This is a genomic window from Pontibacter silvestris, from assembly GCF_020907275.1.
GTDB lineage: Bacteria > Bacteroidota > Bacteroidia > Cytophagales > Hymenobacteraceae > Pontibacter > Pontibacter silvestris.
Genome location: NZ_JAJJWI010000018.1, coordinates 16,008 through 30,070, shown reverse-complemented (window position 1 = coordinate 30,070; position 14,063 = coordinate 16,008). Strand labels below are relative to the sequence as shown.

At 42.6% G+C, this 14,063-nt stretch carries 8 protein-coding genes; 3 read left to right on the top strand and 5 right to left on the bottom strand.

Annotated features, from left to right (window positions below; all coding sequences use genetic code 11):
• Nucleotides 1–121: 121 nt before the first annotated feature.
• The 4 genes from LN995_RS15800 to LN995_RS15785 all read right to left on the bottom strand — a co-directional run bounded on the left by LN995_RS15800 (nt 122) and on the right by LN995_RS15785 (nt 5,709).
• Nucleotides 122–586 (bottom strand): hypothetical protein, encoded by a 465-nt coding sequence (locus tag LN995_RS15800; protein ID WP_317206962.1) that lies wholly within the window; start codon nt 584–586, stop codon nt 122–124.
• 47 nt (nt 587–633) lie between these two features.
• On the bottom strand, nt 634–1,557 hold the full coding sequence (locus tag LN995_RS15795; RefSeq protein ID WP_229962051.1) for a restriction endonuclease: 924 nt from the start codon (nt 1,555–1,557) through the stop codon (nt 634–636).
• Nucleotides 1,558–1,631: 74 nt separating this feature from the next.
• Nucleotides 1,632–3,782 carry a methylmalonyl-CoA mutase gene (scpA, locus tag LN995_RS15790; protein WP_229962050.1) on the bottom strand — a complete coding sequence of 717 codons (2,151 nt, stop codon included), beginning with the start codon at nt 3,780–3,782 and terminating at the stop codon, nt 1,632–1,634.
• An 82-nt stretch (nt 3,783–3,864) separates the two neighbouring features.
• Nucleotides 3,865–5,709 (bottom strand): methylmalonyl-CoA mutase family protein, encoded by a 1,845-nt coding sequence (locus tag LN995_RS15785; RefSeq protein WP_229962049.1) that lies wholly within the window; start codon nt 5,707–5,709, stop codon nt 3,865–3,867.
• A 257-nt stretch (nt 5,710–5,966) separates the two neighbouring features.
• Here LN995_RS15785 and LN995_RS15780 point away from each other — a divergent pair, with 257 nt between their 5' ends.
• Nucleotides 5,967–7,310 (top strand): amidohydrolase, encoded by a 1,344-nt coding sequence (locus tag LN995_RS15780; protein WP_229962048.1) that lies wholly within the window; start codon nt 5,967–5,969, stop codon nt 7,308–7,310.
• A 223-nt stretch (nt 7,311–7,533) separates the two neighbouring features.
• The gene (locus LN995_RS15775) at nt 7,534–10,401 is read left to right on the top strand and encodes a ligand-binding sensor domain-containing protein (protein WP_229962047.1); all 2,868 of its coding nucleotides are present in this window, start codon (nt 7,534–7,536) and stop codon (nt 10,399–10,401) included.
• A 6-nt stretch (nt 10,402–10,407) separates the two neighbouring features.
• On the opposite strand, the gene LN995_RS15770 is transcribed toward LN995_RS15775, so the two are convergent.
• On the bottom strand, nt 10,408–10,620 hold the full coding sequence (locus LN995_RS15770; RefSeq protein ID WP_229962046.1) for a hypothetical protein: 213 nt from the start codon (nt 10,618–10,620) through the stop codon (nt 10,408–10,410).
• Nucleotides 10,621–11,047: 427 nt separating this feature from the next.
• On the opposite strand from LN995_RS15770, the gene LN995_RS15765 reads away from it, so the two are divergent.
• Complete coding sequence (locus LN995_RS15765; protein WP_229962045.1) at nt 11,048–14,047, top strand: SusC/RagA family TonB-linked outer membrane protein; 3,000 nt, start codon at nt 11,048–11,050, stop codon at nt 14,045–14,047.
• Nucleotides 14,048–14,063: the final 16 nt, after the last annotated feature.

Below are 14,063 nucleotides of genomic sequence, written 5' to 3'. Positions count from 1 at the left end.
CCTTTTACTGATGAAATACTTAAATACGTGCTTTTAGAGCTAAATGATAAGTTTAGGCAAAAGAGATAGCATTAAAATGGAGCTTAAAAGAAAAGGCAAAGTATAAAAGGAGGTACTAAATTTACTTAGATGCTCTGAAAGGATACTTCATAAAGGAAGTCTGGCTCATTACATCTTTCTCATATTTTGCGAGGCAATATTGCTGGTACTGCTGATCAAAGCTATCTTGGTTAGGATATACTTCTTTGGGAGCAGGTGCGTTCTTTGAGAAAAAGTATACTTTCGTATTTCCGTATTTTGTATGCGGCATGTATCCTCCATATTGCTGCATTTCCTGCCAAAGCGTATCAGCTACCGTAACAGCATAAACCCTAATGATAGGGCCTGTATTATTTTCATTTCTGTAGAAAGCCACTTCTTTGAAATTACCTTTTAAATCCTGTGGACCTGGTTGAGAAAAGGAATCATATATAAACCAGACGATAAGTACTGCGGCAATGGCAGTTAGTGTATATTTTAAGGTTTTGCCTGACATAAAACTAAATGAATAATGAAAAAGGCAAAGGTAGGTAATATTTCTAGGCATATGGGATGAGTAGCTAAGATATCGTATTTATATGCTTAGCTTTTGTGTTACTCTTCGCCAAAATAATCTATATCAAGTCTTTTTACTTCGTATGCAGAAATTGGAGTAACTCCTAGATTGTAATCAATCATATACTGAGCGAGTTGCTCTCCATCTATTAAAATGATTTTTGTGTCGTTGCGAGGAGTATAAGATTGAGCTTCAGTTGTGAAACGCGAGGTAGTGATAAATACACCTTTCTTGGCTCCATGCATGGCTAAGGCTCCAACAAAGGCCTGTACATCAGGCCTACCAACCGGGTTGTTCTCATTCCATCTTTTTGCTTGGATATAAATTGCATCTAAGCCTAATTTGTCTTCTTTGATGATGCCATCTATACCTCCGTCCCCGCTTTTACCAAGTGCTTTTCCCGCATCTCTTAATGATCCTCCATAACCCATCTTTACTAACAGTTCAACTACAAGTTTTTCAAAAAATGAAGGTGGTAAGCTTTGAATCTTGGCAAGTAACTCTTGGGCAAGAGCTTTTCTTATTGCTTCATATGCAGATTCTATGATTTCTTCAGGGGTTTGCTCTGCCACACTTGTGTTGGGGGACCAAAGGACTTCTGTAGATATAGACTCGCTCACTTGCACTCCAATGAACTCTTTGAACTCATGATACTGAGATAGAAGTGAATTCGTAATGTTAATTGGGTGTGTTTCTAAAAAATCAATACCACGTTTAGTGATTTTAAAATGTGCTCTGCGTGTGGCTTCTAAAAGTTGAGCTTTTTTCAAATAAGTTGTAGCCCATCCAATGCGGTTTTTGATAACATGCTGGCCACTTGACAAAAGCTCTTCTTGTTCCTGCACACTTAATTTGAAATAGCTAACCATATGTTCTAAAGCATCTTTTGTAGAATGTTCATTCTGATCTGCTGCAAATTTTAGGAGAGGCAGCATTAGGGTTTGATAGTCAGGAATAGCCATTAAAAGAATCAAATGTTATGAATTCCAATATAAATAAAAATCTCATGCCACTAGTTAGTGAGAATTAGATTACCTTATTCTTCCAGCCGCTTCATTAACTTCTCCAGAATATGCTGTGCTGCTACTGAAATGATAGTACCCGGCCCGAATACACCTTCTACTCCTGCCTCGAACAAAAACTGGTAATCCTGAGCAGGAATAACACCGCCTACTATCACCATAATATCTTCACAATTCAACTTATGTAGTTCTTCTATAAGTTGCGGTACCAAGGTTTTATGACCTGCTGCCAGCGAAGACACACCTACCACATGCACATCGTTTTCAGCGGCTTGCATAGCTACTTCGGCTGGCGTTTGGAATAGTGGCCCAATATCGACATCGAAGCCGAGGTCAGCGAAGGAGGTGGCGATTATTTTGGAGCCACGGTCGTGACCATCCTGTCCCATTTTGGCGACCATAATGCGTGGCCGGCGGCCTTCCAGTTCTTCAAACTTATCTGCTAAGGCTTTGGTGCATTCAAAATTTTCGTCGTCTGAAAGTTCTGCGGAGTATACTCCTGTTATAGATCTGATTACTGCTTTATGTCTGCCATAGACTTTTTCTAATGCATCAGATATTTCGCCAAGCGTTGCACGGTGGCGGGCTGCTTCTACCGCCAATGTCAGTAAATTACCTTCACCTGATTCAGCAGCTTTGGTCAGCGCCTCTAATGCCTGCTGCACAGCTTCGTTGCTGCGGCTTTCTTTTACCTGTGCCAGCCTTTTAAGTTGTGATTCCCGTACAACAGTGTTGTCTATGTTCAGAATTTCAATTTCATCTGCCTCAGCCTCCGCTGGCTTATACTTGTTTACACCTACAATTACATCCTTGCCAGCATCAATGCGGGCTTGTTTACGGGCGGCAGCTTCCTCAATTCGCATTTTGGGTAAGCCTGTCTCAATGGCTTTGGACATGCCACCTAATCCTTCTACCTCTTGCATCAGTGCCCAGGCTTTATGTGCCAATTCGTGGGTAAGGGTTTCTACATAATAAGAGCCTCCCCAAGGGTCTACTATTTTCGTAATGTTGGTTTCCTGCTGAAGGTACAGCTGGGTATCTCGGGCAATGCGAGCCGAAAAGTCTGTCGGCAAGGCAATGGCCTCATCCAAAGCATTGGTGTGTAAGCTTTGTGTGCCACCCAAGGCAGCAGCTAAGGCTTCTACACAGGTACGGGTAACATTGTTGAATGGGTCTTGCTCAGTTAAGCTCCAGCCGGAGGTCTGGCAGTGGGTGCGTAAGGCCAGCGATTTTGGGTTCTTTGGGTTAAATTGCTTTATCAGCTTAGCCCAAAGCATACGCGCCGCACGCATTTTGGCTATCTCCATAAAGTGATTCATACCGATGGCCCAGAAGAAGGAGAGGCGTGGTGCGAAATCATCAATATCCAAGCCTGCTTTCAAACCTGTTCGTACATACTCCAAACCATCTGCTAAGGTATAAGCCAGTTCAATATCGGCGGTGGCTCCGGCTTCCTGCATATGATAGCCCGATATAGAGATAGAATTGAAACGCGGCATGTTTTGCGAAGTGTAGGAAAAAATATCTGAAATGATCTTCATGCTTGGCTCTGGCGGATAAATGTAGGTGTTGCGCACCATGAACTCCTTGAGGATGTCGTTCTGGATTGTGCCGCCCAGTTGCTCTGGCTTTACGCCCTGCTCTTCGGCTGCGACAATGTAAAAAGCCATAATCGGCAATACGGCTCCGTTCATGGTCATAGATACCGACATTTGGTCCAGCGGAATTTGGTCGAAGAGTATTTTCATATCCTCAACTGAATCAATGGCTACACCTGCTTTACCTACATCGCCTACTACACGCGGATGGTCAGAGTCATAACCACGGTGTGTGGCAAGGTCAAAAGCAATAGAAAGCCCTTTTTGCCCGGCTGCCAGGTTGCGGCGGTAAAACGCATTAGACTCTTCTGCGGTAGAGAAACCTGCATATTGCCGGATGGTCCAAGGCTTTTGCACATACATGGTAGTATAAGGGCCTCGCAGGAAAGGCGGTAAACCAGCTGCAAAGTCAAGGTGCTCAAAAGCCTGTGCATCTTCCGGTGTGTAGTAGGTTTTAACCGCTATTTTTTCGGGTGTATTCCAGACTTTAGCATCTTCAGGTGCTTTAGGACCATGAGTCGCCGAGGCCGTTTTATGTATGTCTACTTTAGAAAAGTCAGGTTTCATAATTTAATTTTGGCTAACGGAGTAATTAAGGCAAAGTGATCAGTTTAGGTGAAATTCAGTTGTTAGCTAACTCTTGTATCGTTTAAGAGTCATCTTCCCCTTCCTGCGAAAGCCTTTTATAGATGTTACGGAGGATAGTGCTGGTGTCGCAGTTTTCAAAGAGGAATTCATCAAACCCCTGGGCTATCAGTTCGTCCTTCATCAGCTGTGGATTTTCAGCCAGAATAATTGTTGGCTTACCTTGATGTGTGCGTAGCTTGGGGCCAAATTCACGAGTATAGTTTCCTTTGGAAGCGGACACTACCACTACTTCTGCCGCTGCATGCAAAAGTCGGTCAGCTGCATCGTCTACAGAGGCATAATGCTGCTCCTCTGTGTCAAACCCGGCACAACTGAATAGCTCTTGTGCAAAAGAAGCATTAAGCTGGCGTTGCTCGGCCTGCCCTATCACGGCTACAATAACTTTTGGTCGTCGCTTGCGTTTGCGCAGATGCAGCTCTATAGCCATACGCATGACCTCAGTTGGGTAGGCAGCGCGCGTTGTGTCAAAATCTGCACTTTGGATAAGCTCTTCGGGGTCAAAGTCGATTTTTTCTTTAGGATCAGGGTACTTGTTGGTACCTACCAGCACGTCTTTTCCAATGGCAATGTTCCTGAACTTCTCCCGGCTGACATTGGTGACAGAATCAAGTATAAAACCTTCCTGATAGGCTGCCTCAAATCCACCTTTTGCCTCAACTTCTCTGAACAAGTCCCATGCTTTGGAAGCCAGTGCATCTGTCAGGTACTCTAGGTAATAAGAGCCAGCGGCTGGGTCTATAGCTTTGTCCAGGTAAGCTTCCTCTTTTAAAATAACAGACACATTGCGGGCAATACGGGCAGAGAATTCTTCAGGCTTATGAAAGGTATAATCAAAAGGCATAACCGCCAATGAGTCGCAGCCTGCAATAATAGCCGACATAGCCTCCGTGGTTACCCGAAGCATATTTACGTTTGCGCCAAGTGTGGTCTGGTACCAACTGGATGTAGTACAGTGTATACGTAGCTGTGCTGCCAGGGCTGGCTCCGCATTATATGCCTCTACAATAGTTGACCATAATAGCCGGATAACCCGAAACTTAACAATCTCCATGAAGTAATTGGTGCCGGCAGCCATAAACAGCTGCATGTTCCGCAGTACAGCCTCCAATGACTCGCCTGCATTAGTCAGATGATCAATATAAGCTACTGCAGCGCTAAGTGTATAAGCTATCTCCTGGGTCGCAGAAGCGCCAATGCTGCTGAAACTGGTGCCACAGACAGTAATGCCATAAAAGTCGGTACTTACTTTAGTCAGGTCCAGTAGCTTACTGATGATTTTCTTATCATTTCTATCCAGCTTTCCCGTATTGCTTAGCGGTTCGTAATTAATAAAACCTTTCAGATTAAGAGGAGATACCTGCTTTTTTTTTAGCTCAGCATAAATCCTCTTCAGGAAGAGGTCTGGCTCTTGGCCTATTGTATAGTTAACGACCTTCTTGCTTAAATCCAGGTTCTGTACCAGGTAAGGCACATCAAACAGGGCTTGTTCACGAATAATAAAAAGCACCCCATCGGCTCCTCTGCTTAAAGCATCAGCTGCTATATCAATAGCGGCTTTCCCGTTCCCGGCTGCTTTAATATGTTGTATGTTTAGCCAGCTGTTTATGCCGGTCCTGCGGCCCCGCATAAAAGGAAAGCTGCCTGGGTTCTGTTGCCCCTTAGGCAGGCTTCTGATGTCTTCTTTTGTATAATAAGGCTTTAGATCAATTCCCTCATATGTGCGGTAAACTAAGCTTTCCAGCGGTTTATCTCGCAGTTCCTTGCGTGTTCTCTCTTCCCAGTCAGCCGCTGTGGCAGGATTAAACTCCGGGAATAATCTTTCCGGATGGTGCTGCTCGTCAGTCATTATACTTCAGGTCTTGTTTTATGTAAATATAATCTTTTCTGTTTTACGTGTTAAACAGATGAAGTATTGTTTGCCCAAGGCTAGGACGTGCTATAGTGAGAAATGGCCTTTAATATTATTTATTATAATATTAATATTATTGATTTAGTTATAACGGAAATACCAAGTCAGTGTGATTAATATAATAAGATGTTGTTAATGTTTTTAAATTTATAATTTGAGTATATTTAAAGCTTCACTTATCTAACTTTATCCATATGAAAAGTAACTCTACCTTACTGAAACGTATCTTACTTTCTACCTTAGGACTGGGCTTAGTGGCTGTTCCGGCTTTTGCTCAAAGCAGTAAACTTACAGCTAAAGCCAACACCATGGCTGATAAACTGGAACCCAAAGTAATAGAGTGGCGTCATGACTTTCACCAGCACCCCGAACTAAGTAACCGCGAAGTAAAAACAGCTGAAAAGATAGCGGCGCATCTCAAAAAGCTGGGCATAGAAGTAGAAACAGGAGTAGCACATACAGGAGTAGTAGGAATCCTGAAGGGAGGGAAGCCTGGCCCGGTGGTGGCCTTAAGAGCTGATATAGATGCCTTGCCTGTAGTTGAACGGGTAGATGTGCCTTTCGCTTCTAAAGAACGTAGCACTTACAACGGACAGGAGGTAGGCGTGATGCATGCCTGCGGCCACGATACGCATATTGCCATGCTTATGGGAGCCGCAGAAGTGCTAGCAAGTATGAAAAATGATTTGAAAGGTACAGTGAAATTTGTCTTTCAACCAGCAGAAGAAGGTGCGCCGGCAGGTGAAGAGGGGGGAGCAAGCCTGATGATAAAAGAGGGCGTGCTGGATAAAGGACCTAAGCCGGAGGTGATCTTCGGGTTGCATATTAATTCTCAAACAGAAGTAGGTACATTAAAATACAAGCCGGGTGGCACGATGGCAGCTGCCGACAGGTATGTAATTAAGGTAAAAGGAAAGCAGGTACATGGGGCTTATCCATGGAATGGAATTGATCCGGTAGTGGTGTCTGCGCAAATCATCAACGGACTTCAAACTATCATTAGCCGCCAGACACAGTTAACGGAGGAGGCTGCTGTTGTTACAGTAGGAAGCATACATGGTGGTGTTCGCAACAACATTATTCCGGAAGAGGTAGTACTCGAAGGCACTATCAGAACTCTTGATACTGAAATGCAGAAAAAGATACACGAGAAGGTAAAACTTACGGCCACAAAAATAGCCGAAAGTGCCGGAGCCACTGCCGAGGTAGATATTTTTACGGGTACACCAGTCACATTCAATAACCCTGCTCTTACAGAAAGAATGCTGCCTACCTTACAGGCTGTAGCCGGAAGTAACAAGGTTGTTTTGACTAAAGCAGTAACGGGGGCCGAAGACTTTGCTTTTTACCAGGAAAAGATACCAGGCCTGTTTATTTTTGTGGGAGGCATGCCGAAAGGCAAAAAACCTGAAGAAGTAGCCCCGCATCACACACCTGATTTCTATATTGACGACAGTGGCATGAAGTTAGGCGTTAAGACGCTCACGAATCTAACCTTAGACTACATGGAAGGGAAGGGGAAGCTTACAGTACAATAGCTGAAAGTTTTGTGTCGTTCCTGGCAACTGAAATTTATGTAGCAACATATTCTTCTAAAATCTTTGAATGAAAATCTTCTTACCTTTGAGGTATGGTTACAACTATTAGTTATAGTTGTTGCTTTAAAAGAATTATTAGGCACTTTTTAGCGTTTATTTGTTAAAAGTGATCTTACTGCTCAAAATGTTTAAAAGGGTAAGTATTAGTTTCTTCTGCATCTTTATGTTTTTGGTTTTTCCTGCTTTAGCCTCAGAGGCAGGAAATTACCAAAAGCTAGGGTTCCCTTTTGTCCAGAATTATTCCAAGCACACGTACCAGGCTGCCAACCAGAACTGGTCTGTAACACAAGATAATAATGGGGTTATGTACTGGGGAAACTCAGAAGGGCTTCTTGTGTATGACGGGCATTACTGGCAGCTGCATAAAATGCCTCATAACATTATTGTACGAGCTGTTGCCGCAGATTCTGGTGGTAAAGTTTATGCAGGAGGGTTCGGTGAGTTTGGGTATTGGAAATACAATCAGCAGGGAACATTCTCTTACAAATCTCTGGTTAGCCTGATACCAGAGGGCTATGAGCTGAAAGATGAAATCTGGAAAATCTATGTTGACAGAGGTCGTGTTATCTTTCAATCTTTTTCTGCTATTTATATTTATGAACAGGGAAAAGTAAGGGTTATAAAGGGAGCCAATCCTTTTCTGTTTTTATTCAGGGCTGGAGACAGATTTTTTGTTCAGGTGATCTCTGAAGGATTATTTGAGTTAAAGAACGATTCTCTTATTCATATTGCGGGAAGTGAAGCTTTTGAGGGGACAGGAGTTCTTTCTGTTCTTCCCTATAAAAAGAATCTGTACCTGATAGGCACGGCTAAGAAAGGGATGTTTGTATTTGATGGCACCCATATTGAGCCCTGGGAAAACCAGGCAAACGATTTCTTAAAAGAAAATCAGTTAAACAACGGGATCTTTATACAGGATAGCAGGCATTACGCTTATGGCACTATATTAAATGGTATCGTTATTCTGGATGAGAATGGAAATGTTGTGCAGCATACAAATAAATCGAAAGGGCTGCAGAATAATACAGTATTAAGCTTATTTGCGGATAAAGATCAAAACCTTTGGGCAGGCCTTGATAATGGAATAGACAGAGTGGAGGTAAACTCACCACTTTATTTCTTTTTCGATAAAGCAGGTAAGTTTGGTACCGTTTACTCTAGTATAATTCACAATAATAAAATTTACTTAGGTACGAACCAGGGGCTTTTTTACAGCGGGTGGTCTCCCGGCACCAATCAGTCTTTTCAGTCTTTCGATTTTAAGTTAATAGATAACTCGCAAGGGCAGGTATGGGACCTGTCTCTGATAGATGGGCAACTGCTCTGCGGACATAACGAAGGTACTTTCCGGGTCGAAGGCAACACTATTGTCAGAATTTCTGATGTAAAAGGTGGCTGGACAATCAAGAAGCTCAATTCTAATCCTGCTTACCTCATACAAGGGACTTATACGGGTTTAGTATTATATAAGAAAGATGCCAAAGGTAACTGGACTTTTTCGCACAGGCTGGAAAACTTTAGTGAGCCATCACGTTATGTAGAGCAGGACAATACGGGGCATATCTGGGTGAGCCATGCCTACAAAGGGTTATATAAACTTAATCCAGCCCGTGATTTAAGAAGCATTAAAAGTAGCCAGAATTTTGATAAGGCTGATGGGCTGCCCAATAGCTATAATGTCAATACGTTCAGACTAGATAACCAAATTGTCTTTTCGTCAAATTCGGGTTTTTATGTGTATGATGATGTAAGTAATAAGTTTACTAACTATAAGCAGCTGAACGACAAACTGGGAAGCTTTGCATCTTCTAACAGAATAATAAAAGCTGCCGATAAAAAATACTGGTTTATTGATAATGGCAAGGTAGCTCTTGCTGATTTTACGGAACCTGGTGCTGTTAAAATAAATTCAAGCCCGTTTAGTGTGCTTAGCGGGCGTATGGTTCAATACTATGAGAACATTAGCCGCATCAGCAATAACATTTATCTTATTAGTATAGACGAAGGTTTTGTTGTTTATAATGCTGAGGCTCAGCAGAACGAAAGGAAAGCTTTACCAACTGTTTTGATCCGCAAAATAGAAAACATTACAGATGGGCTAACTTCCATTACTGAAAACGGCAGTAAGTTGAATAGCATTGAGTTGCCGTATGCAAAAAATAATATTCGCTTTTCGTATGCGCTGCCGTATTACACGCAGGAAAACGTTAACTATCAGTATTTTTTAGATGGCTACTCGCAAAGCTGGTCTGGCTGGACCAGCGACACGCAAAAAGAATTTACAAACTTGGCCCAGGGCGAATATCAGTTTAAGGTACGGGCTAAGATAAGCGGCAAAGCTGAGTCTCCGGTTACTGTATTTACTTTTACTGTACTGCCTCCTTGGTATGCCAGCACCTGGGCCTTAACTGCTTATGGTATAGTAGCCATTGTTGCTATGGCCCTGGCCCGGTACCTCTATAAACTAAGATTGCAACGGGATCAGCAACGAATACAACAAAAGCTGGAGCGTGAAAAAGAGGAGCACCTTAAACGTGAGGCTATTGCAACGGAACAGAAAATTGTAAAACTCCGAAACGAGCAACTCCGAAACGACTTAGCTGCGAAAAGCAGAGAACTTGCCAGCTCTGCCTTAAACATTATCGCAAAGAATGAGCTACTGCAAAACTTAAGTCACGAGATTCTGCAGCTAAAAGACTCTAACGGTAAAAAGCTAGCAGCCGCACAACTAAAGAGGCTTCAAAAGGTAATTGATGAGGGCATGAGTAATGATTATGACTGGAACTTGTTTGAGAACAGTTTTAATGAAGCGCATGAAAATTACTTTAAGAAGCTAAAAACAAGCCATTCCGAGCTTACACCAAATGATTTAAAGCTGTGTGCCTATCTAAGGATGAATATGTCTAGTAAAGAGATAGCCTCGCTGTTGAATATAACTGTTCGTGGCGTTGAAATCCGGCGCTATCGCTTGCGCAAGAAGCTTAACCTGGAGCACGAAAAAAACCTGACTGAGTTTTTGATGGAAGTTTAGCTGCTTTTATGCTGTTGTAATTATTCTGTCTCTAAGGTAAAATCTATCATTCCATATCTCTGTTTTATCTGTCTTCTCAACAATTACGGCAGATACAGACTCATGTTGAGAAACCACAATGGCTACAGTTTTTTCTGTTAATTTCCTGCAATAGCTTAAGGTGCCTTTTTTAATGGAAGTAATAAGGCCCTCAGGTTGCTGAAAGAAAACTGTAGCCATTGGAGCATCTCAGCCTTCTCACCCATTCTTAACTGAAGAAGATGAAAACTACATATAGGTTTATGAGTAAGGTCGTCGTGTTTTTACCTGGCATCTACTTTTTTCTCTGTCCTTCTTTTAGTTACTGAAAGTTATAATTCAGTAAATCTGATGGCATTAAACAAAAAATGCCTCACTTCAGCCTTGTTTTGCTTCTGTTTTTACTACATCATTACCTCTCATCGGGTGCAGTAAGAGCTAGTAAACTACTTTTTGTGAAGCCTTTGATAGTCATTATTTTTTATTTAAATGGTTTGCTATTAGGGTTTTATGCCTTTTGTATTTCTTAGTAGTACTTTGATGTAGTGTTGTTGGGGTATTATGTTTTGCTTACTACTGTTAGTTGTAGAGATTTGTGTACAATTCGTATTTAAAAATAGGAACAATAATGGACAAGAAATTACTATTACTATTACTTTGTCTGCTAACCTTTAATCTTTTGTTTGCTCAGGAACAAGGGAATATTACCGTTAGCGGAAAGGTGACAGATGCTTCGACTGGGCAACCTCTTATAGGAGCGAGTGTACAGGTAAAAGGAACCACGCAAGGTGCTCAGACCGACGTTGAGGGTAACTTTACAGTAAATGCGCCAGCAAACGGCACCCTTATAGTTAATTACCTGGGCTACGATCAACGCGAAATTGCTATCAATAACAACAGTACACTTAATGTACAACTCGGCATGGCAACAAACGAGTTGGAACAGGTGGTAGTAGTTGGTTATGGCGTGCAGGAGAAGCGCGATGTAACGGGCTCAATTGCCTCTGTAGAGGGTGAGGAAATTGCTAGACAATCCTCCCAAAACCCTGTTAGTTCTTTACAAGGCAAGGTAGCCGGTGTAACAATTACCAATAACGGCCAGCCAGGTGCTTCGCCTCAGATTCGCATACGTGGTACAGGTTCAGCCTTGGGTGGTTCCGACCCGCTTTATGTGGTGGACGGTACCTTTGTGCAGGACCTATCTTTTCTGAACCCAAATGATATTGAGTCTATTGAGGTTTTGAAAGATGCTTCCAGCGCAGCTATCTATGGTATTCGTGCTGCAAACGGCGTAGTGTTGGTAACTACCAAACGCGGTAAAGCCGGCCAGACTCGCATTAATTACAATGGATTTGTGGGGGTGCAGCAGGCCACAAACAAACTGGAGATGGCGAATGCCCAGGAGTATGCGGCTCTTATCAATGAGAAAGAAGGTACTAATCTTGTAGGAACAGATTATCCGACTACAGATTGGTATGATCAGATACTGCAAACGGCTACGATTCATAATCATCAGATCAGTGCTTCCGGAGGCTCAGAGAAAGCAACCTACTATCTAAGTGCTGGCTACCTAAACCAGGAAGGTATTGTAAAGGGTAACGATTATGAGAGGATTACGGCACGTCTACAGACGGATATTAAACTTTCTGATAATGTGAAAATTGGATACAATACCATTTTTTACAACTATAACTCCAACGACATACCTGGTGATATTTTCTATCAAGCTTATGTGGCGCCTCCGGTGGTACCTGTAAGAGAAGCTAATGGCTGGTATGGTGACCCTAATAACCCTGGTACTTATAATCTGGGGAGCTTTGGCAACCCGCAGGCCGCGCTAGATTGGTTTAACCGGGAGTCACAGGGGCAGCGTTTAACAGGCAACGCCTTTGGAGAAGTTAATTTTTTAAAAGACTTCACTTTCCGCACAAGCCTAGGTATCAACTACGGCATTGAGGAGTATCGTAGCTACACCTCACAAGACTCGCTTACCAGTACACAGTTTGCTGAAAGAAGCTTACTCGAAAAGTCAAGAGATAAAACTACAAGCTGGCTGTGGGAAAATACCTTAACTTATAGCAAAACATTTGGAGACCATGATATAACAGCTTTGGTAGGAACATCAGCTCAGCAAGACCGAAGAGAGCGCATGAGAGGGTTTGCCAATGATGTAGACTATAACACCGAGGCTAACCTTTATCTTAGCTTGGGAGATCCTGGATCGTTTAGAATTATAAACGGAGGAGCAGATGATGATTCTACTGCTCTTGAGAGGTTTAATTCTTACTTTGGCCGTGTAAACTATAGCTATAAGGACCGTTACTTATTAACAGCCATGTTGCGTTATGACGGCTCTTCTAAATTTCCGAAAGATAACCGCTGGGACTATTTCCCATCTATAGGTTTGGGTTGGCGCGTAACAGAAGAGCCCTTTATGCAAGACCAAACTGTTATAAACAATTTAAAGCTTAAGGCAAGTTGGGGTAAGCTCGGTAACAATAACATTCCTGCTAACATCTATAACCTACAGGTTAGCAGGCCGGGAAGATATATTTATACCTTTGGTGGCGTACCGTATTTAGGGGCAAGTATTGCTACTTCTGTTCCGACACAGTTGTTGTGGGAAGTGGTAAAAGAAACAGATTTAGGAGCTGAATTCGGCTTGCTGAACAACAGGTTAACAGTAGAAGCAGACTGGTACAATAAAGAAACCGAAAATGCTATATATGGTATTGTAGGCATTGGCTCGCTTGGGTTATCCGGGGAAATTAGAGGTAACTATGCAAGCTTTAGGAACAGGGGCTTTGAACTGGCCGCAAACTGGCAAGACGATGCTAGCGATGACTTTAGCTACAATGTTGGGTTTAACTTCTCTGTTAACAAGAATGAGGTAACGGATCTGCAAACAGGCAATGTCTCTCTCTATAGCGGTAATTTACCTGTAGGCGGCTATCAAGTAAGTGTAACACGTATCGGCGATCCGATTGGTTCTTTTTATGGTTATGAGGTAGACGGTATCTTCCAGAACGAACAGGAAATAGCGGAGTCTTTACAACCCACTGCGGAACCTGGTTATTTCAGGTACAGAGACCTGAACGATGACGGCGTTATCGACCAACGAGACAGAACCATTATTGGTAATCCGAATCCGGGTTTTACCTATGCCATTAATACAGGCTTCCGTTATAAAAGCTTCGACTTGCAGCTAGACATTCAGGGCGTAGCCGATGTGGATATTTATAACGCTAACAGAAACGTGAGGGTTGGAAACGAAAACTTTGACCAGGATTTCTTCCAAAACCGCTGGCATGGAGCTGGAACTTCTAATACATATCCTTCTGCTGCCTTAATCGGTCCTAACCTGGACCCTAACAGTTTCTATGTTGAAAAAGGTGATTACATCAGAATCAGAAATGTGCAGGTCGGCTATAATTTACCTACAGATCTGGTGAATAAGTGGAAGATGCAGAATCTGAGAATTTATGTAAATGCTCAGAACCCGGTAACATTCTTTAACTATAATGGGTTCTCGCCGGAAGTGGGAGGAGCGCCAATCAGCCAGGGAATTGACAGAAATGTCTATCCGCTTTCTGCTACTTACAACTTTGGTGTAAATGTTACTTTTTAATGAATCAAAACTAGTA

Excerpts from the sequence above, each read along its gene's own strand:
- LN995_RS15800 (WP_317206962.1), bottom strand. The coding sequence starts at position 586 with ATGCCTAGAAATATTACCTACCTTTGCCTTTTTCATTATTCATTTAGT.
- LN995_RS15795 (WP_229962051.1), bottom strand. The coding sequence starts at position 1,557 with ATGGCTATTCCTGACTATCAAACCCTAATGCTGCCTCTCCTAAAATTT.
- scpA (WP_229962050.1), bottom strand. The coding sequence starts at position 3,782 with ATGAAACCTGACTTTTCTAAAGTAGACATACATAAAACGGCCTCGGCG.
- LN995_RS15785 (WP_229962049.1), bottom strand. The coding sequence starts at position 5,709 with ATGACTGACGAGCAGCACCATCCGGAAAGATTATTCCCGGAGTTTAAT.
- LN995_RS15780 (WP_229962048.1), top strand. The coding sequence starts at position 5,967 with ATGAAAAGTAACTCTACCTTACTGAAACGTATCTTACTTTCTACCTTA.
- LN995_RS15775 (WP_229962047.1), top strand. The coding sequence starts at position 7,534 with ATGTTTTTGGTTTTTCCTGCTTTAGCCTCAGAGGCAGGAAATTACCAA.
- LN995_RS15770 (WP_229962046.1), bottom strand. The coding sequence starts at position 10,620 with ATGGCTACAGTTTTCTTTCAGCAACCTGAGGGCCTTATTACTTCCATT.
- LN995_RS15765 (WP_229962045.1), top strand. The coding sequence starts at position 11,048 with ATGGACAAGAAATTACTATTACTATTACTTTGTCTGCTAACCTTTAAT.